The organism is Pelagibius marinus (assembly GCF_014925385.1).
Taxonomy (GTDB): domain Bacteria; phylum Pseudomonadota; class Alphaproteobacteria; order Kiloniellales; family Kiloniellaceae; genus Pelagibius; species Pelagibius marinus.
The window spans coordinates 111,328-131,504 of sequence record NZ_JACSDK010000009.1 but is presented as its reverse complement, the minus strand read 5'-3'; the positions used below and the strand labels follow the sequence as shown (position 1 = coordinate 131,504).

The following is a 20,177-nucleotide window of genomic DNA, read 5'->3' as shown; positions in this document are numbered from 1 at the left end:
CCAGAATATGAGGCATTTCGGCCCTTTCAGGCCAAAAGGGGCCTGTCGGGCCCCTTTGCGGGCCCGTGGGGGCCTGTTGGACAAGGTATAGGAGTTCGGTCCGTGAGTGACGCCTTGATGCATACCTATGCGCGCGCCGACCTCGCTTTCGAGCGCGGCGAAGGCCCCTATCTCTATACGGCGGACGGGCGACGATTCCTGGATTTCGCGGCCGGCATCGCGGTCAATGCCCTGGGGCACAGCCATCCGCACCTGGTGAAGGTCCTGCAGGAACAGGCCGGCAAGCTGTGGCACGTCTCCAATCTCTACGAGATCCCGGAGGGCCGGCGCCTGGCCGAGCGGCTGGTGGCGAACTCCTTCGCCGACAAGGTATTCTTCTGCAACTCCGGCGCCGAGGCCATCGAGGGCGCGCTGAAGCTGGCGCGCCGCTATCACTATGCCGCCGGCCAGCCGGAACGCATGCGGGTGATCTCCTGCACCGGCGCCTTCCACGGCCGCACGCTGACCACGCTGTCGGCGGCGGGCAATCCGAAATACCTGGAGGGCACCGGGCCGACGGCCGAGGGCTTCGACAACGTGCCCTTCGGCAACATGAACGAGTTGCGCAACGCCATCCGTCCGGAGACCGGCGCCATCCTGGTGGAGCCGATCCAGGGCGAGGGTGGCATCCGCGCCGCCGACCTGGACTACCTGAAGGCCCTGCGCAACGTCTGCGACGAGTACGGCCTGCTGCTGGTGCTGGACGAAATCCAGTGCGGCATGGGCCGGACCGGCAAGCTCTTCGCCTATGAATGGGCGGACATCCGGCCCGACGTCATGGCGCTGGCCAAGGGACTGGGCGGCGGCTTTCCCATCGGCGCCATCCTGGCGACCGAGAAGGCCTGCGGCGGCATGCAGCCGGGCATCCACGGCACCACCTTCGGCGGCAACCCGCTGGCCATGGCGGTGGGCAACGCGGTGCTGGACGTGATGCTGGAGCCCGATTTCCTGCCCCATGTGCAGCGCACGGCCGAGCAGCTGCGCGGCAAGCTGGAAGACCTCGCGGCGCGCTTTCCGGAAGTGCTGGCGGAGGTGCGCGGCGCGGGCCTCATGCTGGGCCTCAAGTGCGTGGTGCCCAATACCGAGCTGGTCGCCAAGCTGCGCGAGGAAGGCCTGCTGACCGTGGGCGCGGCGGAGAACGTGGTGCGCCTGCTGCCGCCGCTGATCATCGATGCGCGTCACGTGGACGAGGCCGTGCAGGCCATCGAGCGCGCCTGCAGCACCTGGGCGAAGGCGGCGTGACATGACCGAACTGAAGCTGCCGCAGCCCAAGCATTTTCTCGATCTCGACCGGCTGGAAACCGCCGAACTGCGCGCCATGCTCGACGACGCCCTGCGCATGAAGCGCGGTGAAAGCCGCAGCGGCGACAAGCCGCTGACCGGCAAGACACTGGCCATGATCTTCGAGAAGCCCTCAACCCGTACCCGCGTTTCCTTCGAGGTTGCGGCCACGCAACTGGGCGGACATGCCGTGGTGCTGGAGCCCAGCGGCACCCAGCTGGGCCGCGGGGAGACCGTTGGCGACACCGCGCGCGTTCTGTCGCGCTATGTCGACGCGATCATGATCCGCACGACCAAGCAGTCGATCCTGCTGGAAATGGCTGAGGCCGCAACGGTACCGGTGATCAACGGCCTGACCGACGTCACCCATCCCTGTCAGCTCATGGCCGACGTCATGACCTTCGAAGAGCACCTTGGGCCCATCGAGGGCAAGGTGGTGGTCTGGTCCGGCGACGGCAACAACATGGCGACCTCCTGGATCCATGCGGCCGTGCGCTTCAACTTCGAACTGCGCCTGGCCTGCCCGGAGATGCTGCGTCCGCCCCAGTCGGTGCTGGACTGGGCGGCGTCCCAGGGCGGCAAGATTGTCGTTTCCAGCGACGCCGACGCCATGGTGCGGGACGCCGACGCGGTGGTGACCGACACCTGGGTCTCCATGGGCGACGACGACGGCGAGAGCCGTCACAACCTGCTGCAATCCTACCAGGTCGATGACCGGCTCATGGCGCTGGCCAAGCCCGGGGCGATCTTCATGCACTGCCTGCCGGCCCACCGCGGCGACGAGGTTACCGCCTCGGTGATCGACGGTCCGCAGTCGGTGGTGTGGGACGAAGCGGAAAACCGCCTGCATGCCCAGAAGGGCATTCTCGCGTGGTGCCTCTCCTGACGGATATAGGTGGCTGATGCCTGAAGGTACGAGCGGGCCGGGCGGTCTGAAGGCCGACCTCGTCCAACCCTTTCTCCTTGAGTCCTCCGGGATCCGCGGGCGCCTGCTGCGCCTGGAGAACGTCTGCGACCGGATTCTCGCACGCCACGACTATCCGGAGCCGGTGGCCCAGTTGCTGGCGGAGATGCTTGCGCTCTGCGGCGGCCTGGCCAGCCTTATCAAGTACGAAGGCGTTTTCACCCTGCAGGCCAGCGGCGACGGCCCCCTGCGCATGCTGGTGGTCGATGTCACCTCGGAAGGGGAAATGCGCGGCTACGCCGGCTTCGACCAGGCGCGCATCGATCAGCTGATCGCCGGCCTGGACAGCCCGCCGACGGTGCCGCAGCTCTTCGGCAAGGGCCACCTCGCCTTCACGGTGGACCACCAGGGCAGCCACAGCGACCGCTACCAGGGCATCGTCGCCTTGACCGGCGACACCCTGGCCGACTGCCTGCAGCACTACTTCATGCAGTCCGAGCAGCTGCAGAGCGGCATCGTGCTGGCGGCGGGGCGGCGCGGCGCACACTGGCTTTCCGCCGCGCTGGTGCTGCAGCGCCTGCCGGAGGAGGCGGTCCACGCCATCGAGGACGAGGACGACTGGCGCCGGGCCATGGTGCTGCAGGCCAGCGTGCGTGACGAGGAGCTGCTGGACGACTCCCTGGGCTTCAACGATCTGCTGTTCCGCCTGTTTCACGAGGAAGGGGTGCGCGTCTTTGAGCCGCGTGCGCTCACCGACGGCTGCCGCTGTTCGCGCGAGAAGCTGGAGAACGTCCTCCAGGCCATGCCGCGCGAAGAGATCGAGGATCTGAAGACCGACGGCGCGGTGGAGGTCACCTGCCAGTTCTGCACCCAGGTCTACCGCTTCGACGACGACGACCTGGCGCACATCTACAGGGAATAGCGCGGCTTCCGCGGGCCGGCTGGTCACGCAGATGACCCTCGCACGCCTTGATCCTGCCCGATTCCCATCTTATTCATACTTTCCGCCTAAGAAGGCACCCGACTCTTCGTCCGATTCCCGAACCATGTTCGACAGGAAGCCTGCCATGCGTGTTCCTTTCCGTCTCGCCCCCTTCGGCCAGGTCGTCGTCTTCTCGCTCTTCGCCGTTCTTGCGGCGGGCTGCGCCATGGACGACCCGGGCAACAGGTTTGCCGGCATGAGCTACGAACATCTGCCCGACATCAACCTGGATGTCGGCGATATCCAGGTCGAGCAGGCCTACAAGGCGACGACCGAGGCGCCGAACGTAGGCCACCGCTTCCCGGTGCCGCCCAAGGACGCCGCGGTGCGCTGGGGCCAGGACCGCCTGGTCGCCAAGGGTGACCGCCTGACCTTCCGCTACATCGTGCGCCAGGCTTCGGCCATCGAGACCGAGTTGCCGAAGTCGCAGGGCGTTACCGGCCTGCTGACCACCGATCAGTCGGAGCGCTATGAGGTCAACATCGTGATCGACATGCAGATCCTCGACGGCCGCCAGGTGCAGGGCACGGCCAGCGCCGAGGCGCGCCGCTCGGTCACGGTGCCCGAGGACATCACCCTCAACGAGCGCGAGAAGGTCTGGTACAAGCTGACCGAGGACACCATGAACGACCTCAACGATCAGCTGGAAGAAACCATCAAGACCGCCTTCTTCCCCTACATCGTTCTGTAGGGCTTGCCGGTCCGGGGGCTGAAATGATCGGCGTCTTCGATTCCGGCCACGGCGGCCTGACGGTGCTGCACGCCCTGACCGACCGGCTGCCGCGAGAGGCCTTCACCTACCTGGGCGACCACGGCAATGCGCCCTACGGGCGGCGTACGGAGGCGGAAATCTTCGATCTCACCCTGGCCGCGGTCGAGCGCCTCTTCGCCGAGGGCTGCCTGCTGGTGCTGCTGGCCTGCAACACCGCTTCGGCCATCGCCCTGAGACGACTGCAGCAGGACTGGTTGCCGGAGGCGGCGCCGGAACGCCGGGTGCTGGGCGTCTTCGTGCCCATGGTGGAAGTGCTGGCCGGGGTGTCCTGGCGCGACGGCACCAAGGTACCGGGCAAGGTGTCGCCCGACGGCATGGTGGCGGTCTTCGCCACCCAGCGGACCATCCATTCCGGCGCCTACCCCTTCGAGGTGGGTTTGCGTGCGCCGCACATGCGGGTGGTCAGCCAGGCCTGTCCGCAGCTGGTCGCCGCCATCGAGGCGGACGAGCCCGAGAGCGTGCTGCGGGAGCTGGTGTCCGGCTACGTCGCCGAGATGCTGCAGCAGACCGAGGGCCGCGCGCCGGAGGCGGCGGTGCTGGGCTGCACCCACTATCCCCTGGTGGCGCGGCTCTTTGCCGAGGCCCTGCCGGCGGGGGTGCAGCTGCTCGACCAGCCGACCATCGTCGCCGACAGCCTGGCCGAGTACCTCTCGCGTCACGACCGCTTCACCGCGGCGCCGGAGGCGGCCGGCGCACGCCGCTTCCTCACCACCGGCGACCCGGCCAGGGTCTCCGCCTTCGCCAGCCGCTTCTTCGGCGCGCCGATGTCCTTTGAGGCGGCCTGAAGCGCCGCTCAGCGGCTCACTTCGCGGCGCTCTCGATGAAGTCCTCGTAGTCCTTCTGGGTGATAACACCCTTGCCGCCGCGATCGAGAATCCGGAAGGCTTCGATAAACTCGATCGGCACAATCTTCTCGTCGCCGTCCTGGTCGAAGAGGCTGAAGCGATCCGGCGGCAAGAGAGTCTCGTCGCGGGTCACGAAGCCGTCGTCGTTGGTGTCGAGCAGACCCAGAAGCCGGACGCTGTTCAGCCTGAACTCGAACTCGTCGATCTCACCGTTACCGTTCTTGTCGAGAACCTTGAAGCTTCTCTCGATCCGGCTTTTCTCATCCATCGCCCGCGGCTCGGGAGCGCCGGCGGGCGCTTCGAGCTTGGCCATGGAGCCGGCGGTCGGCGCGGTCGTGCCGGCAGCGGCCGCCGCGGCTTCAGCCGGCGCTTCTTTCTGCAAGCGCTCCGCCGTCTGCGCCAGCTCGGCCGACTCGGCGCGCAACCGTTCCACCTCGTGCTCGGCGAGCGCGGCATCCTGCCTGGCCGTCTCAAGGGATGTCGTCTGCTCCCTCAGTTGACGTTCCAGCTTGCTGAGCTCAAGCTTCTGCGCCTCGATGTCTTTTGTTAAGTCCGCCAGTTCGGACCTCTTGCCCTGCAACTGCTTGTCCAGGACATCGGCGTTGGCCTCGGCAGACGCCAATTTTTTCTCGATCTCCGCCAGACTGCCGACCGCATCGGCCTGCTTCTTGAGATCGCCTTGTGCGGCGCTCAGTTCCCCTTCGGCCTCGGCGCGCCCGGCCTCGGCGCTCACCAATCTTTCGGTGAGGTCGCCTGACTCCGTGTAGAAAACATAGGCTGCCGCCCAGCCGGCGACGGCCAGAATTGCCAGGATACCCAGGATGATCTTTTGCATCGCCTGCTTCCCTGCCCAACCTGCGCTCGATGGGAGACGTGTCGATCCGAGCCTACGCCAATATGGCCCTGGAGTCGCAAGAGAAGATGCCGGCTACCCCATAGGATGCGGACTAAGTCGCCGCCCAGTCGCGCAGCTTCAGCAGAAATTTCTCGCAGGCCGCGACCTGATCCAGATCGATGAATTCGTTGGGCTTGTGCGCCTGGTCGATGGAGCCCGGGCCGAACACCACGGCCGCCAGGCCCGCGTCCTGGAAGAGGCCGCCCTCGGTGCCGAAGGAGACCACGCCCGCTTCGGCGTTGCTGCCGGAGAGGCGGCGCACCAGGGCCTCGGCGGGATTGTCCTCCACCGGCATGAGCGGCAGCACGGTGGAGAGGTGCCGGGTCTCGATGCTGGCCTCCGGCGCGAACTCGCTGAGCGCCGGCAGGACCTCGTCGCGGGCATAGGCCTCGAAGCCCTGGATGATGGCCGTGGTGTCCTCGCTGGGGATCGGGCGGAACTCCCAGCCGAAGCTGCAGTCCTGCGCCACGATGTTGAGCGCCTTGCCGCCTTCGACGAGGCCCAGGTTGAAGGTGGTGTAGGGCGGATCGAAGGGGCTGTCGGCCGGCGCCTCGGAGCGCTTTTGCGCAGCCAGCTCGGCCAGGTAGGCGATCAGCTTGCCGGCGGCGAAGATGGCGTTGCCGCCGTGGTGCGGCTGGCTGGAGTGCGCCGCCAGGCCCTTGAGGTGGGTCTCGAAGACGTAGCAGCCCTTGTGGCCGTTCACGATCTGCATGTCCGTCGGCTCGCCGACGATCACCATCTCCGGGCGCGGCAGGTTGGTGACGATGTCGTCGATCATGCTGCCGACGCCGGTGCAGCCGACCTCCTCGTCGTAGGAAAGGGCGAGGTGCAGCGGATGCTTCAGCGGCTGCGCCTGGAACTCCGGCACCAGGGCCATGGCCACGGCGATGAAGGACTTCATGTCGGCGGTGCCGCGGCCGTAGAGCCGGCCGTCGCGCTCCACCACCGTGAAGGGATCGCTGTCCCAGGACTGGCCGCCGACCGGCACCACGTCGCTGTGGCCGGACAGCACCACGCCGCCCGGCGCCTCCGGGCCGAGGCTGGCGAAGAGGTTCGCCTTGGTGCCCTCCGGATTGGTGATGCGCCGGCAGCGCGCGCCGTGGCCTTCCAGGTAGTCCTGGGCGAAGTCGATGAGCTCCAGGTTGGACTTGGCGGAGGTGGTGTCGAAACCGATCAGGCGTTCGATGAGCGCGCGGCTCTGGGGACGGATGGAAGCCATGGCAACTTTCTCAGCCCCGCCAGAAGGAGGGCGCGAGCAGGATCAGGACGGTGAAGAGTTCGAGGCGTCCGAGCAGCATGCCCAGGCAGAGCAGCAGCTTGGCGCTGTCCGGCAGGGTGGTGTAGGTGCCGGCCGGCCCGATGACATCGCCCAGGCCGGGGCCGACGTTGGCGATGGCCGAGGCGGCGCCGGAGACGGCGGTGATGAAGTCCAGCCCGGTGAGGCCCAGGCCGACCGCCAGCAGCGCGAAGCTGGCGGCGAAGAGGAAGAAGAAGCTCATCACCGAGGTGGCCACGGGATCGGGGATCGGCTTCTTGTTGTAGTAGGGAAAGAACACGCCGTTGGGCTGCATCAGGCGGTGGATCTGGGCGTGCGCCGTGGCGTAGAGCACCTGCAGGCGGAAGATCTTGATGCCGCAGGTGGTCGAGCCGGCGCAGCCGCCGACGAACATCAGCACGAACATGACGGCGACCACGAAGCTGCCCCAGCGCCCGTAGTCGGCGGTGGCGAAACCGCTGCCGGTCATGACCGAGATCACGTTGAAGGTGCTGTAGCGCAAGGCCTGCAGCGGCTCCATCAGGTCGCCGCGGTACAGCCACACCGCGGTGAAGAGGATGGCGATGGCCAGAATGGTCAGGAACCAGCGCACCTGGGTGTCGGCGAAGACCGGCCGCAGGTCGCCGCGGATGACGCGCAGGTAAAGCACGAAGGGAATCGAGCCCAGCACCATGATGCCGCTCATCGCCCAGTCGATGGCGGCGTTGTCGAAGTGGCCGACCGAGGCGTCGTAGGTGGAGAAGCCGCCGGTGGCGATGGAGGTCATGGCGTGGGCCACGGCATCGAAGCCCGACATGCCCAGCGACCACAGCAGCATCGCCGCCACGGCGGTCAGGAAGACGTAGATGATGGCGATGCCGCCGGCGATCTGCGCGGCGCGCGGCAGCACCTTGTCGGTGTCGAAAGCCTCGACGCGGAACATCTGCATGCCGCCGACCTGCAGCATCGGCAGGATGGCCACGGCCATGACGATGATGCCGATGCCGCCCAGCCATTGCAGGATGGCCCGCCACAGCAGAATGCCCGGCGGCGCGAAGTCCAGGCCGACGATGACGGTGGCGCCGGTGGTGGTGACGCCGGACATGGATTCGAAGAAGGCGTCAGCCGGATCCAGCTCCAGTTCCGAGAACTGGAAGGGCAGGGCGCCGAAGGCGGCGATGACGAACCAGGCCAGGTTGGTCATGACGAAAGCCTGGCGCACCGAGAAGCTGCCCAGGCTGGCGCGCGTGGTCAGCATCATGGAAACGCCGACAAAGAGCGTGACGAAGGCGGCCACGGAGAAGACCTGCCAGTCGGGATGGCCGACCGAGATGTCGACGATGGCCGGGATGATCATGGCCACGGCCAGGACCGAGAGCAGGATGCCGATGACGAAGATGACGGGGCGCAACTCGATCATCGCCCGGCCCCTCTGAGATCCGCCTCAACCAGGCCCGCCCGCTGCACAATCCCCCGAAGCATGATCCCCAAATCCGGGCTAGCTGCCGTCGTGATGCAGACCCGCGGGCGATCCGACCAGCGCGAGGAACTCCCGCCGCGTGGACGCATTGGTGCGGAACATGCCGAGCATGCGGCTGGTTACCATGGAGGTGCCCGGCTTGTGAATCCCGCGCGTCGTCATGCATTGGTGCGACGCCTCGATGACCACGGCGACGCCTTTGGGCTGCAACACCTCATCGATCGTGTTGGCGATCTGCGCGGTCATCTTCTCCTGGATCTGCAGGCGCTTGGCGTAGGCTTCCACGATGCGCGCCAGCTTGGAGATGCCGACGACGCGATTGTTGGGCATATAGGCGACGTGGGCCTTGCCGATGATCGGCGCCATGTGGTGTTCGCAGTGGGACTCGAAGCGGATGTCGCGCAGCAGCACCATCTCGTCGTAGCCCTCGACCTCCTCGAAGGTGCGTTCCAGCAGGTCCAGGGGATCGACGCTGTAGCCCTCGAAGAACTCCTCGTAGGCCTTGACCACGCGGTCCGGCGTGCCGCGCAGGCCTTCGCGCGAGGGATCGTCTCCTGCCCAGCGAATCAGGGTTTCCACGGCCCGCAGCGCTTCCTCGCGCGTCGGTCGTTCCGCCTGCTGCAGGCTTTGGATTTTCTGCTTGGTGTTCACGCCGCGACGGTCCCCTTCCTGGCCCTCTTCCTGGTGGTCCGCAAAACAGGCCGCCGATCTCCGCTCTTCAACAGGACCAGCCGCCCGAAAGTCGGCTAGTTGAGTTGCACGGGCTGATGCGGGCTGTCCAGCGAAAAGGCCGGAATTTCGACGTCGAAGCGCCGGCCGTCGGTGCTTTCCATCTCGTAGCTGCCGACCATGATGCCGGAGGGCGTCGTCAGCGGCGTGCCGCTGGTGTACTCGAAGGTCTCGCCCGGCTCCAGCATCGGCTGCTCGCCGACCACGCCGGCGCCGTGGACCTCCTGCACCCGCCCCATGGAATCGGTGATACGCCAGTGCCGGTTCAGCAGCTGGACCGTTTCCGAACCGGTATTCTCGATGCGCACCTGGTAGGCCCAAACATAGTGGCTTTCGGTGGGGGAGGATTGCTCCTCCAGATAGATCGGTTTGACCGTCACGCTGATTGACTGGGTCGTCGCGCTGTACATGGTCTGTTGATCCCCTTATCAGCCGGCGGCAAGGCCGGCGGTGCGCGGTGTTGGGGTCAGTCTACGCCCTGCCGGGCGGACAGGAAAGGCCCAGAGGGGCGCACCGCCGGAGGCCGGGTTTGCCTGGGGAATTGTGTGAAACCGCGGCCAAAGGCCGACTATTCGTGGAAAAATGGAATGCCCAAAAGGCCGCTCAGGGCAGATTGCCGGGGCGGTGGCCGCGTCCCGCCGCACGGCCGCCGAGGATGCGTCCCTCGGCGTCGATCTGCAGGCGCGGGCCGCCCGCATCGGCGGCGTCCTGCGGGTCGTGGGTGACCAGTAGCGTCGGCAACCCCTGGGCGCGGGCATGGTCGAAAACGAAACTGCGAAAGCGATGGCGCAGGGCGACGTCCAGCTTGGCGAAGGGCTCGTCGAGCAGCAGGGCGCGCGGCTCCGACAGCAGGGTGCGCAGCAGGGCGATGCGGGCGCGTTGACCGCCGGACAAGGTCGTCGGGTCGCGGTCGTAGAAGGCCAGCATGTCGGCCTCGGCCAGCGCCGCCTCGATGCGTTCGCGCCGGGCGCGGCGTCCGCGCAGGTCCGGCGGCAGACCGAAGGCCAGGTTGCCGGCCACCGAAAGGTGCGGGAACAGCAGGTCGTCCTGGAACAGGATGCCGATGTGGCGCGCTTCGGGCGGCGCCGCGGTCACCTCGGCGCTGTTCAGCAGCACCCGCCCGCCGCCGCTGAGCCCCGGCGCCAGGGTGCCGCAGATGTAGGCCAGCAGGCTCGACTTGCCGCAGCCGCTGGGCCCCATGACCGTGACCACCTCGCCCGGCGGCACGGTCAGGCTGACCGGCCCGATGATGTGTTTCTCACCCCGTGACGTAGGGTGCGTGATCTCCACCTGGCTCAAGATCAGGCCGCGTTCCTGGTTCAGGCTGATGACGCTCATGCCGGGCCTCTCATGCCGGAATCGCCTCCAGCCTGCGGGTGAGCACCAGGGGGCGCGGCAGGGCCAGGGCGGCGGCGAAGGCCAGCAGCGGCAGCAGCGCCTGCAGGAAGGCGTAGACGCCCATCACCCGGCGGTCGCCGCCGGCGGCCAGGCCCACCGCCTCGGTGGTCAGGGTGACGAAGCGGCCGCCGCCGGCGAAGAGGGTCGGCAGGTACTGCGCCACGCTGACCGCGAAGCCGACGGCGAGCGCGAAGAGCATGGGCCTGAGCAGCATCGGCAGCTTGACCTGCCAGAACACCCGGTTGGGTTTGGCGCCGAGGCAGAGCGCGGTGCGGGCGTAGCGTTCGTCCAGGGCGCGATAGGGATCGGCCAGAGTCAGGAAGACATAAGGCAGCACGAACAGCAGGTGGCTCCACACCAGCGCGATCCAGGTGGCGTCGATGCCGGCCTGGATGGCCAGCACCTGCGTCCCAAAGAGAAAAGCGACCTGTGGAACCAGCAGCGGCGCATAGAGCAGCCAGAGCGCGCGGTTGGAGAGGGTGAGCCCGCGGCGCTGCTCGTTCTCCAGGCAGCCGACGACCAGCATTAGGGCGATGCCGGCGGCCACCAGGCCGGTGACCAGGGTGGTGGCGGTGATGGCCGCCGCTTCGGGGGCGTGGCGTGCCCAGGTGTCCAGCGAGACATCGGCGGGCAGGGCGTCGGGAAAGCGCCAGCGCCCGGTGACGGACCACAGGGCCACGGCGGCCAGGCCGGCGGCCGCCAGGATCACCAGACCCTGCACCAGGCCGGCGCTGACCGCGCGGGCGATCCGCCCGTCGCCGCCGCGCTGCCCGCCGGCGATCCAGGCGCGGCCGGCCAGCGCCACCGCCGTTTCACCCAGGCGCCACAAGGCGATGGCCCCGACGACGATGAGCAGCTGCAGGCAAGCGCCGGCCGCCGCGACGAAGCGCATCGAAAGGTCCGGGTCGTTGAACCAGCGCAGCACCTGCACCGCCAGCGGCGGCGGCGTCAGCGGCGCCAGGATCAGCGCCATGTCGACGACCGAAAGCGAGAAGGCGAGCACGGCGTAGAGCGGCAGGCGGATCTGCCGGTAGACCGCCGGCAGCACTGCCTTCAGCCAGGCGACCAGCGGTCCGTAGCCGAGCGAGCGGGCGACGGCCAGGCGCTCCTCGGCGCGCACCTGCTCCAGGGCGGCGAGCGTCATGAGCAGCAGGAAGGGCACCTCCTTCACCACCAGTGCCAGGGTCAGCGCCAAGGCGTTGGGGTCCTGCACCGTGGCCACGTCGGGCGGCAGGTCCCAGCCGGTAGCCCAGGGCGAGACGAGACGCACCAGCCAGCCGCTGGGCGCGAGGAGGAAGGCCAGGCCCAGCGCCACGGCGGCGTGGGGCACGGCGATGAGCGGCGCCATGAGTCCGCGCACCGCCAGGATCAGCCGCCCGCCGTGGCAGGCGGCGAGAAAGAAGACGGTGAGGAGGAAGGCAAGGAGGGTCGCGAGGAGGCCGGAGATCAGGGTCAGGCGCAGGGATTCGGCAAGGCCCGGCTGTGCGAAGAGCTCACGCCAGGGCGCCAGGGTCAGGCTCTCGCCGCCCAGGGTGGGAAAGAAGCCGAAGGCGGGCAGCCAGGTGCCGATCAGTCCGGCGACGACCGGCGCCAGGAAGGCGGCCAGAGTGATCGCGGGAAGGCTGCTCAGCAAGCCGCGGCGGCGCATCTGCGGGTCTCCTGCATGCCGCCGGTCAGCGCGCGTAGCGCTTCTGCCACTCGGCCTCGATGCGCGTCATCCAGGACGGATGGGGCTCCAGCAGGGTCGGACCGAGTTCGTCCGGCGGCAGGGTGGCGACGCCCAGCGGCAGGGTCTCGAAGAGATGGCGCTCGCCGGCGGTGAGCTTTGTCATGGCCAGGACCGTCGGGTCGCCCCAGGCTTCCGGGTTCTGCTTTACCGCCTGGGCCTTTGGGCTCATGAGGAAGTTGGCGACCACCATGGCGCCCTCGGCGGCGTTGGCGTTGAAGGGGATGGCGACGAAATGGGTGTTGCCGATGGTGCCCTTGTCCAGCACGAAAGTGCGCACCGTCTCCGGCAGCAGCTTGTTGGCGATGGCCGAGGAGGCCTCGGCGGGATTGAAGGAGATGGTGATGTCGACTTCGCCGTCGTCGAGAAGCTGGCGCTGCGCCGGGCCGCCGGAGGGGAAGGTCTCGCCGCCCCGCCAGAGGTTGGGGTGCAGCTTGTCCAGGTATTCCCACAGGGGCCGGGTGAACTGCTCGACCTGGGCGTCGCTCTCGACCGGCTGCTGCAGGAAGGCCCGGTCCGGCGCCAGTTCGATCAGCGCCTGTTTCAGGAAAGTCGAGCCGAGGAAGGCGGGCGGCGCGGGATAGGTGAAGCGCCCCGGATGGGCCTCTGCCCACTCGAGGAATTCGGGGATCGATCGCGGCGTCTCGTCGACGCGGGCCGAATCGTAAGGGAAGTTCAGCTTCGCCATGCCCCAGGGCGCCTCCAGCCCGTCGGTCGGCACGGTGAAGTCCACCAGGGTGGAGGGCTTGTCCTCGACGTCGACAAGCCGGAAGTTGGGCAGCGCCTGGGTGAAGGGACCGTAGAGCAGGTGCTGCTCCTTCATGGCGGCGAAGTTCTCGCCGTTAATCCAGATGAGGTCGACGGAGCCGCCTTCCTTCTTGCCCGCCGCGCGTTCCGCCAGCACCCGCGAGACCGCGTCGGCGGTGTCGGACAGCTTCACGTGCTTCAGGGTGACGTCGTATTCCTCGCGCATCTGGTCGCCGACCCAGGCGATGTAGGCGTTGATGCGCTCGTCGCCGCCCCAGGCGTTCCAGTAGACCGTCTGCCCCTTGGCGGCGCTGACGATCTCCTGCCAGCTCCGGGTCTCGGTGCCGCCTTCGGCCGGGCCGCTCAGACCCAAGGTCGTGGCCAGGGCGGCGAGCAGCATGGAAAACAGCGGTAAGCGGCGGCGGATCATCTGCGGCAATCTCCCAAGGTTCCCGGTTCCCTCCGGGGATAGGGAAGAGCCTACAAGGCGTCCGGCGGGCTGTCACCCGCGGGCGGCACCGGATCACGGGGTGTTTATTTGGGTTTCCGTCCGGCCGCCGCGGTCTTCAGCGTCACCTTCAAGCCCGGTTCGTTGTCTTCCAGCGCCAGGGCGATATCGTGCAGCTTGGCGACGGCGGCAACCAGGCTCAGTCCGAGTCCGCTGCCCGGCGTGCCGCGGCTTGCGTCCAGGCGCACGAAGCGCTGCAGGACACGGTCGCGGTCAGCCGCCGGGATGCCCGGGCCGTTGTCGGTGACGCTCAGTTCGGCGCCGCCCTCTGCGGTCGCCGCCAGCTCGAAGCTGATGCGCCCGCCGGCGGGGCTGTACTTGATGGCGTTGTCGAGCAGGTTGGACAGGGCTTGGCCCAGCAGCTGGCGGTGGCCCTTCACGGTGATGTCCGGCGCGATGGCGCCGTCCAGCTCCAGCCCCGCGTCCTCGGCGATGGGCTGATAGACCTCCAGCAGGTCGCCGGCCAGCGCCGAGAGGTCGAGGTCGCTGAGGGTGAGCCGGTTCAGGCCCGCCTCGGCCTGGGCGATGTTGATGAGCGAGTCGAAGGTGCGCTGGATGGTCTCCAGCTCGCCGGCGGTCTGCTCCAGGGCCTCGCGGTAGGTCTCGGGGTCCTCGGCGCCTTTGCGCAGCACTATCTCGATGGTGCTCTTGGCGCGGGTCAGCGGGCTGCGCAGGTCGTGCGCCAGGCTGTCGGTGACCAGGCGCATGCCGCCCATCAGGGTTTCGATGCGCTCCAGCATCTCGTTGATGGTGGCGGCCAGGCGGTCGAATTCGTCGCCGCTGCCGGTCAGCGGCACGCGCTGCGAGAGGTCGCCGCTGACGATGTCCTGCCCCGTGGCCCGCACAGCGTCGACGCGCTTCAGGCTGTAGCGGCCGATGAGGGCGCCGCCGATGAGGCCCAGCACCACCGCCGGCAGCAGCGCCCAGGTCAGGGCCCCCAGGACGATGTCGCGGAAGTCGGCGCGCTCCACCGTGTCGCGGCCGACGAAGAGGTGATAGCCGCCGGCCAGGGTGAAGGCGCGTCCGCGCACGATGTGCTCGGCGCCGCTGGGGTCGTCGCGGCGGCCCAAAGCCACCTCGACCCAGCCGTCCTCGTCGGTGATGCGCGCGGGCCAGGTGGAGAGGTTGCCGGCCAGCGGCTGCAGGCGCGGGCCGGTCAGGAGATAGACGTTCTCGGCGCTGCCCTGCGGGCCGCTGCGCTCGCCGATCACCTCCATGAGGCGGGGCAGACCTTCATCGCGGTACTGCTCGGCCAGGCCGCGGATCTCGGCCTCCACGGTCTCCTCGGTCTGGCGCTCGATGAGCTGGGCGGTCGACCAGTAGACGAAGCCCATGAGCGCCCCCAGCGTGACGCCCAGCAGCAGAAGGTACAGCAGGGCGATGCGGAAGATCGAGGTGTGGAACAGCCTATCCATCAGCCGAGATGCAATAGCCGCCGCCGCGGTGGGTGTGGATCAGCGGCTTGTCGAAGCCCTTGTCGACCTTCTGGCGCAGGCGGCTGATGTGCACGTCGACCACGTTGGTCTGGGGGTCGAAGTGAAAATCCCAGACGCCCTCGAAGAGCATGGTGCGGGTCACCACCTTGCCGGCGTGGCGCATCAGGTATTCCAGCAGCTTGAACTCCTGCGGGCGCAGGTCGATGGGCCGGCCGGCGCGGCTCACCTTGCGGGTCAGCAGGTCCATTTTGAGGTCATCGACCTGCAGCTCGGTCTGCTGGGCGATGTTGTGCGGCCGGCGCAACAGCGCCTCGAGGCGCGCCTGCAGCTCAGAGAAGGCGAAGGGCTTGGAAAGGTAGTCGTCGCCGCCGGCGCGCAGGCCCGTCACCCGCTCGTCGACGTGGGCCAGCGCGCTGAGGATCAGCACCGGCACCGGCAACTCCGCGGCGCGCAGCGCCTTGACGATGGCCAGGCCGTCCAGTCCCGGCAGCATGCGGTCGACGATGATGGCGTCATACTTGCCGCTGGTGGCCTGGTGCAGGCCGTCGCGGCCGTCGTCGACCCAGTCGGTGGTGTAGCCGCACTCGGCCAGGCCCTTCAGGATGTAGTCGGCGGTCTTCTTGTCGTCTTCAATGACCAGAATGCGCATCGCTTCGCTGCTCGCTGGGCTTTTGCAGGCGGCTTGCCGCTGCTGCGCCCTATATGGGAATTCTTGCGCTATCGGCAACTCGTCTCTTCCGCGGGGCACTGTCCGCCGCATCGCCCTTGAGGACAAGCGCAGGGCCGTCCGGACTTTTGCCGAACGGCCCTGCTCCCGGCTTCGGGCCCCGGCTCCCCTGCGCTTTTTGGGCGGGGAGCCGTTGCGCGGGGGCCGGGCCGGCAGGAGTCCTCCCAGATGAACTGCCGGCCCTTGGTGGCCTCCGCCGAAGGGCCCGGCACAGGGCGGGAGGGGGGCGCCGGGGGCGGGCAGCGCGTCCCGGCGTTCAGTGCCCCCTATGCGACGCCGAGCTTCACGCCGAGGAAAAGATCCTGGCCGTTGCGGTTGACGAGCATCAGCACCGCCTTTCTGTCCGTGGCCTTGGCCGCCTCGACCTTGCGCTCGACTTGCTGCGGCTCGGTGACCGCGGTGCCGTCGACCTGTTTGATGACGTCGCCGGAGCGCAGGCTCTGCTGGAAGATCGAGCCCTCCTTGATGTCGAGCACCAGGACGCCCTGCAGGTTCTCGTCCAGGCCGTACTTGGCGCGGCGCGACGGCGTCAGGGCGGCGAGCTGCGCGTCCAGGGCGGACGCGTGATAGCTGCCGTCCGGTGCTTCATCGCCGCCGCCCTCGGCCAGGCGCTGGGCGCCCGGCTGGCGACCGGTCACCACGGTCAGGGTCTCGGCCTCGCCGTTGCGCCAGATCTTCATCTCGGCCTCGGATTTGGCCGGATGCTGGGCGACGACACGGGCCAACTCGCGGGTGTCGTCGATCGCTTCGCCGGCGAAGCTCAGGATCACGTCGCCGGACTTGAGGCCGGCCTTCTCGGCCGGGCTGTCGGGGGTCACCTCGGCGACGATGGCGCCGGCGGCTTTGTCGAGACCGAGCGCCTCGGCGAGGTCAGGGCTCACGTTCTGGATCTGCACGCCCAGCCAGCCGCGCTCCACGGTGCCTTTCTCGCGCAGCTGGGCGACCACGGTCTTCACCATGTTGGAGGGAATGGCGAAACCGATACCCACGCTGCCGCCGTTGGGTGAGTAGATCGCCGTGTTCACACCGATGACGTTGCCGTCCAGATCGAAGAGCGGGCCGCCGGAATTGCCGCGGTTGATGGAGGCGTCGATCTGCAGGAAGTCGTCATAGGGGCCGGCCTGGATGTTGCGGCCGCGTGCCGAGATGATGCCCGCGGTCACGGTGCCGCCCAGGCCGAAGGGGTTGCCAACGGCCATGACCCAGTCGCCGACCTCGGCCTCGTCGGAATCGCCCAGGCTCAGGGCGGGCAGCGGCTTGCCGGCGTCGATCTTCAGCAGCGCCAGGTCGGTCTGCGGGTCAACGCCGATGACCTTGGCGGGATAGACGCTCTCGTCGGTCAGGCGGACGGTCACCTCGCTGGCGTGGTCGACCACGTGGTTGTTGGTCACCACGTAGCCCGCCGGGTCGATGATGAAGCCGGACCCCAGGGCGGTGGCGTGCCGCGGGGCCGCCTGCGGCCGGCCGTGCTCGTCGTACTGCCGGCGGAACTGCTTGAAGAAGTCCTCGAAGGGCGAACCGGGGAAGTCGAAGGGCATGCTCTGCATGTTGCCCTCAGGCCTTTCGACCTCCTGGGTCGAGGCGATGTTGACCACCGCCGGGCTGACCTTCTTGGCCAGATCGGCGAAGCTCTCCGGCGCCTGGGCGGCGGCGGCGACGCCGCTCCACAGCAGGCCCGAGGCCACGACCGAGGCAGCGACCAGTCCGGCGCCCCAGCGTCGACGGGGGCGCTGGAGGGGGCGCCCGGGACCTTCCGGCCTCTCTGCGACTGCGATCTGCGACATAGCTGCACTCTCCCTTGCTTTGGCGAATGTCGGGGTGCGGGGGGAGGTCCCCGCGTCTTGAAGCTAAAGATGGGGAGGGGTGGCTGGCCTAGGGCCTACAGGAAGATTAACTCCCTGTTATCTTCGCGGCCGGGCGGCCGCGACGGTATCGAAGCGCCGCTCGTAGCGCTTGCACAGCTCCGTCGGGGTCAGGGCCTGGGCGGACTGCTCATAGGGCGAGGCGGGCAGGGCGACATGGCCCGGCAGGGCCGTCTGCTTCGCGGCCATGGGGTCCGCCATCTCTGCGGCGATGTGGTCCGCCTTCTGATCTTCCATATGCAAGATCATGTGCCCCAGGTTCCGGTTCTGCGGCATCGGCGTCACCGGCGTTTGACCTTCGCTGCCGGCGGCCTGGGCGGCGGGCGCGGTGAAGGCGGCCACGACGCTTGCCGTCACGACGGCCGAAAGAAATCGACGGCTGTTCATAGGACTGTCCTTTCCTAGCTGCGGCGTGTCCCGCGGCGGGACCGCTCTCAGGAGGAAAGGTGGGGTGTCCGGCTGTCGGTGTCCTTGCGGCCGGGTGGCATCCCGGTCATGGGGAGGCCCCGGCCGCAGGGCCTAGGGCTGGGCCGGCGGCAGCCCGGCGCGCAGGTAGGCGATGACCTGCCAGGTCTGAGCCTCGTTGAGGCGGTTCTTGAAGGCCGGCATCGCGGTGTCGAACTGCTTGCCGCCCTCGGAAATGGTCCACAGCAGGTACTCGTCGGCGGCGCCCTGGTTCTTGGTCAGCTCGGTGAGCAGCGCCGGAGAGGGGATGAGGTCGAGCCCGGCGTCGCCGTCGCCGCGCCCGCGCGGTCCGTGGCAGGCTTTGCAGTTGGCCTCGTAGATCTCGCGCCCGGCGTCGATGGCCTTGGTCACGTTGGGATAGGGGTTGCGCTGGCTGCGGTACTCGACGGGCACGCCGGCCTGGATGAATTCGATATGACGCTTGCCGCGCGCCTTGAGCTGCGCCGGGGCGTTGCTCGGGTCCCACTTGGGGCCGCCGCGGATTTCGACGTTCCAGGGATCGAGCCCGGGGATGCGCTTTTCCACGTCGTCCTGCGCCTGGGCCACGTCCTGCGCCTGGACTGCTTCCTGCGCCGGGGCGGCGCCTGCCAGCCACAGCAGCGCCGCCAGCACGAGGCCGACGGCCAGGCCGATGCGCCGCAGGCTCTCGGCGAGACAGGGCCCGGCCTTCTGGTGGATCGTCGCTTTCATGGCCAGGCTCCCTCCCGAGATCGATCGCGCCCGGCGCAGCCGGGACTTCAGGCTTAGGGGCGCAGGGTCGCAGGGACCATGATGCAAATCAAGCGCGCGCGGGCCTCAGCCGAGGATCTGCGCGGCGATCGCCATGGTGAGCGGCAGGGTGACGAAGGCCAGGCCCGTCTGGACCGTGACGATGGCGGCCATCAGCGGCGCGTCGCCGCCCAGCTGGCGGGCCAGGGTGTAGGCCGAAGACGCCGTGGGCACCGCGCCGAACAGCAGGGCCACCAGGGTTTCCGTCTCGCTCAGCTCCATGACCTGGGCCAGGGCGACGATGGCTAGCGGGAAGACCACCAGCTTGCCGAGGCTGGAGAGCAGCAGCGGCAGGGCCGAGGCGGCCATGGCGCGGACGTGGATGTTGGCGCCGACGCAGAGCAGCACCACCGGCAGGGCGGCGTCGCCCAAAAGCCGCGTCACGTCGTGGACCACCGGGATCGGGCCGTTGCCGAGGACGTTCCAGGCGACGCCCAGGCCGACCGAGAGGATGAGGGGGTTGCGCGCCAGGTCGCGCAGGATGGAGCGCAGGATGCGTTTCTCGTCCGCCCCGCGCACCAGGCTGACCATGAGGGTCACCATGGTGACGTTGGTGGTGGGGATCAGCAGCGAGGTGGCGACGGCGGCGATGGCCAGGCCGTCGGTGCCGTAGAGCCGCTCGGCCACCGCCAGGGCGATGAAGGTGTTGTGCCGCGCCGAGCCCTGCAGGATCGAGGAGGCGACCGGCCCCGGCAGGCCCAGGGCCTTCGCGGACAGCAGGCCGAAGAGCGCCGCCGCCGCGAAGGCGCCCAGGATCACCACCGCGTAGGCGCCGACGACGGAAGGCTGCAGCTCGATGGTCGAGGTCTTGTTGAACAGCAGCGCCGGCATCAGCACCCAGTAGACCAGCCGGTCGTTCAGGTTCCAGAACTCCAGGCTGGGAATGCCGCCGCGCCGCAGCAGGTGCCCCAGGACGATCAGCACGAAGATCGGGGCGATGGACAGCAGGATGTGCAGCACGGGGGAAGGCTTTCGCGGAAGGGCGGCGGCGGGGCGCCATCTTGGGACGCGCCGGACACCTTGAAAACCCCCTTGCATCGGGCCGGGGGGCTGACTAATCCTTAGGCCAGCGGCGGACCTGTCCTGGCGGGGTCGCCGATACCCTTGGGCGGGTATGATGTAATGGTAGCCTGTCAGCTTCCCAAGCTGAACGCGCGGGTTCGATTCCCGCTACCCGCTCCAACTTCCCCTCTTCGTTGCTCTGCCCTCTGCGACCGCTCGCCGCGCAGCGTCTAAGGTCTTGGTCCGGCACGGGTTTCAGACCCTTCTGGTGCGCTGCTGGGACCAAAGTCACGTATGGTCGCAGGTCTTGCCTTGGTTTATACTGCGCTGCAATAACCAAGAACGCTTCACGCAAA

19 protein-coding genes and 1 tRNA gene are annotated in these 20,177 nt (G+C 68.3%); 6 read left to right on the top strand and 14 right to left on the bottom strand.

Going from position 1 to position 20,177, the window contains the following annotated elements:
• Nucleotides 1-117: 117 nt before the first annotated feature.
• The 5 genes from H7X47_RS10580 to H7X47_RS10560 all read left to right on the top strand — a co-directional run bounded on the left by H7X47_RS10580 (nucleotide 118) and on the right by H7X47_RS10560 (nucleotide 4,763).
• Nucleotides 118-1,281, top strand: coding sequence for an aspartate aminotransferase family protein (locus H7X47_RS10580; RefSeq protein ID WP_193368934.1), 1,164 nt, complete (start codon nucleotides 118-120; stop codon nucleotides 1,279-1,281).
• 1 nt (nucleotide 1,282) lies between these two features.
• Nucleotides 1,283-2,206: an ornithine carbamoyltransferase gene (argF, locus tag H7X47_RS10575; protein WP_193368642.1), complete on the top strand. Its 924-nt coding sequence runs from the start codon at nucleotides 1,283-1,285 to the stop codon at nucleotides 2,204-2,206.
• 16 nt (nucleotides 2,207-2,222) lie between these two features.
• Nucleotides 2,223-3,146, top strand: coding sequence for an Hsp33 family molecular chaperone HslO (gene hslO, locus H7X47_RS10570; protein WP_193368641.1), 924 nt, complete (start codon nucleotides 2,223-2,225; stop codon nucleotides 3,144-3,146).
• 145 nt (nucleotides 3,147-3,291) lie between these two features.
• Nucleotides 3,292-3,897, top strand: coding sequence for a hypothetical protein (locus H7X47_RS10565; protein WP_193368640.1), 606 nt, complete (start codon nucleotides 3,292-3,294; stop codon nucleotides 3,895-3,897).
• A gap of 23 nt (nucleotides 3,898-3,920) precedes the next feature.
• Nucleotides 3,921-4,763, top strand: coding sequence for a glutamate racemase (locus H7X47_RS10560; protein ID WP_193368639.1), 843 nt, complete (start codon nucleotides 3,921-3,923; stop codon nucleotides 4,761-4,763).
• A gap of 16 nt (nucleotides 4,764-4,779) precedes the next feature.
• On the opposite strand, the gene H7X47_RS10555 is transcribed toward H7X47_RS10560, so the two are convergent.
• The 14 genes from H7X47_RS10555 to H7X47_RS10490 all read right to left on the bottom strand — a co-directional run bounded on the left by H7X47_RS10555 (nucleotide 4,780) and on the right by H7X47_RS10490 (nucleotide 19,779).
• Nucleotides 4,780-5,658, bottom strand: coding sequence for a hypothetical protein (locus tag H7X47_RS10555; RefSeq protein ID WP_193368638.1), 879 nt, complete (start codon nucleotides 5,656-5,658; stop codon nucleotides 4,780-4,782).
• Nucleotides 5,659-5,770: 112 nt separating this feature from the next.
• The gene (argE, locus tag H7X47_RS10550; RefSeq protein WP_193368637.1) at nucleotides 5,771-6,937 is read right to left on the bottom strand and encodes an acetylornithine deacetylase; all 1,167 of its coding nucleotides are present in this window, start codon (nucleotides 6,935-6,937) and stop codon (nucleotides 5,771-5,773) included.
• Nucleotides 6,938-6,947: 10 nt separating this feature from the next.
• Complete coding sequence (locus H7X47_RS10545; RefSeq protein ID WP_193368636.1) at nucleotides 6,948-8,393, bottom strand: TrkH family potassium uptake protein; 1,446 nt, start codon at nucleotides 8,391-8,393, stop codon at nucleotides 6,948-6,950.
• Between the two features lie 78 nt (nucleotides 8,394-8,471).
• Nucleotides 8,472-9,104 carry a GTP cyclohydrolase I FolE gene (gene folE / locus H7X47_RS10540; protein WP_193368635.1) on the bottom strand — a complete coding sequence of 211 codons (633 nt, stop codon included), beginning with the start codon at nucleotides 9,102-9,104 and terminating at the stop codon, nucleotides 8,472-8,474.
• Between the two features lie 95 nt (nucleotides 9,105-9,199).
• Nucleotides 9,200-9,592 carry a Co2+/Mg2+ efflux facilitator ApaG/CorD gene (apaG, locus tag H7X47_RS10535; protein WP_193368634.1) on the bottom strand — a complete coding sequence of 131 codons (393 nt, stop codon included), beginning with the start codon at nucleotides 9,590-9,592 and terminating at the stop codon, nucleotides 9,200-9,202.
• Nucleotides 9,593-9,785: 193 nt separating this feature from the next.
• Complete coding sequence (locus H7X47_RS10530; protein ID WP_193368633.1) at nucleotides 9,786-10,520, bottom strand: ATP-binding cassette domain-containing protein; 735 nt, start codon at nucleotides 10,518-10,520, stop codon at nucleotides 9,786-9,788.
• 10 nt (nucleotides 10,521-10,530) lie between these two features.
• Nucleotides 10,531-12,228, bottom strand: coding sequence for an ABC transporter permease (locus H7X47_RS10525; protein WP_227010371.1), 1,698 nt, complete (start codon nucleotides 12,226-12,228; stop codon nucleotides 10,531-10,533).
• A gap of 25 nt (nucleotides 12,229-12,253) precedes the next feature.
• The gene (locus H7X47_RS10520) at nucleotides 12,254-13,483 is read right to left on the bottom strand and encodes an ABC transporter substrate-binding protein (RefSeq protein WP_193368632.1); all 1,230 of its coding nucleotides are present in this window, start codon (nucleotides 13,481-13,483) and stop codon (nucleotides 12,254-12,256) included.
• A gap of 104 nt (nucleotides 13,484-13,587) precedes the next feature.
• Nucleotides 13,588-14,976, bottom strand: a complete 1,389-nt coding sequence (locus H7X47_RS10515; protein ID WP_193368631.1) for a sensor histidine kinase — start codon at nucleotides 14,974-14,976, stop codon at nucleotides 13,588-13,590.
• Nucleotides 14,969-15,646, bottom strand: coding sequence for a winged helix-turn-helix domain-containing protein (locus H7X47_RS10510; RefSeq protein ID WP_193368630.1), 678 nt, complete (start codon nucleotides 15,644-15,646; stop codon nucleotides 14,969-14,971). The genes H7X47_RS10515 and H7X47_RS10510 overlap by 8 nt, the downstream gene beginning before the upstream one ends.
• A 344-nt stretch (nucleotides 15,647-15,990) precedes the next feature.
• On the bottom strand, nucleotides 15,991-17,508 hold the full coding sequence (locus H7X47_RS10505) for a DegQ family serine endoprotease (RefSeq protein WP_193368629.1): 1,518 nt from the start codon (nucleotides 17,506-17,508) through the stop codon (nucleotides 15,991-15,993).
• Nucleotides 17,509-17,625: 117 nt separating this feature from the next.
• On the bottom strand, nucleotides 17,626-17,973 hold the full coding sequence (locus tag H7X47_RS10500) for a hypothetical protein (protein WP_193368628.1): 348 nt from the start codon (nucleotides 17,971-17,973) through the stop codon (nucleotides 17,626-17,628).
• 132 nt (nucleotides 17,974-18,105) lie between these two features.
• Nucleotides 18,106-18,741 (bottom strand): c-type cytochrome, encoded by a 636-nt coding sequence (locus H7X47_RS10495; RefSeq protein WP_193368627.1) that lies wholly within the window; start codon nucleotides 18,739-18,741, stop codon nucleotides 18,106-18,108.
• A 105-nt stretch (nucleotides 18,742-18,846) separates the two neighbouring features.
• Nucleotides 18,847-19,779 (bottom strand): AEC family transporter, encoded by a 933-nt coding sequence (locus H7X47_RS10490; RefSeq protein WP_193368626.1) that lies wholly within the window; start codon nucleotides 19,777-19,779, stop codon nucleotides 18,847-18,849.
• Between the two features lie 148 nt (nucleotides 19,780-19,927).
• Between H7X47_RS10490 and H7X47_RS10485 the strand changes: the two genes are divergently transcribed.
• A tRNA-Gly gene (locus tag H7X47_RS10485) sits at nucleotides 19,928-20,001 on the top strand.
• The last annotated feature ends 176 nt before the right edge of the window (nucleotides 20,002-20,177 follow it).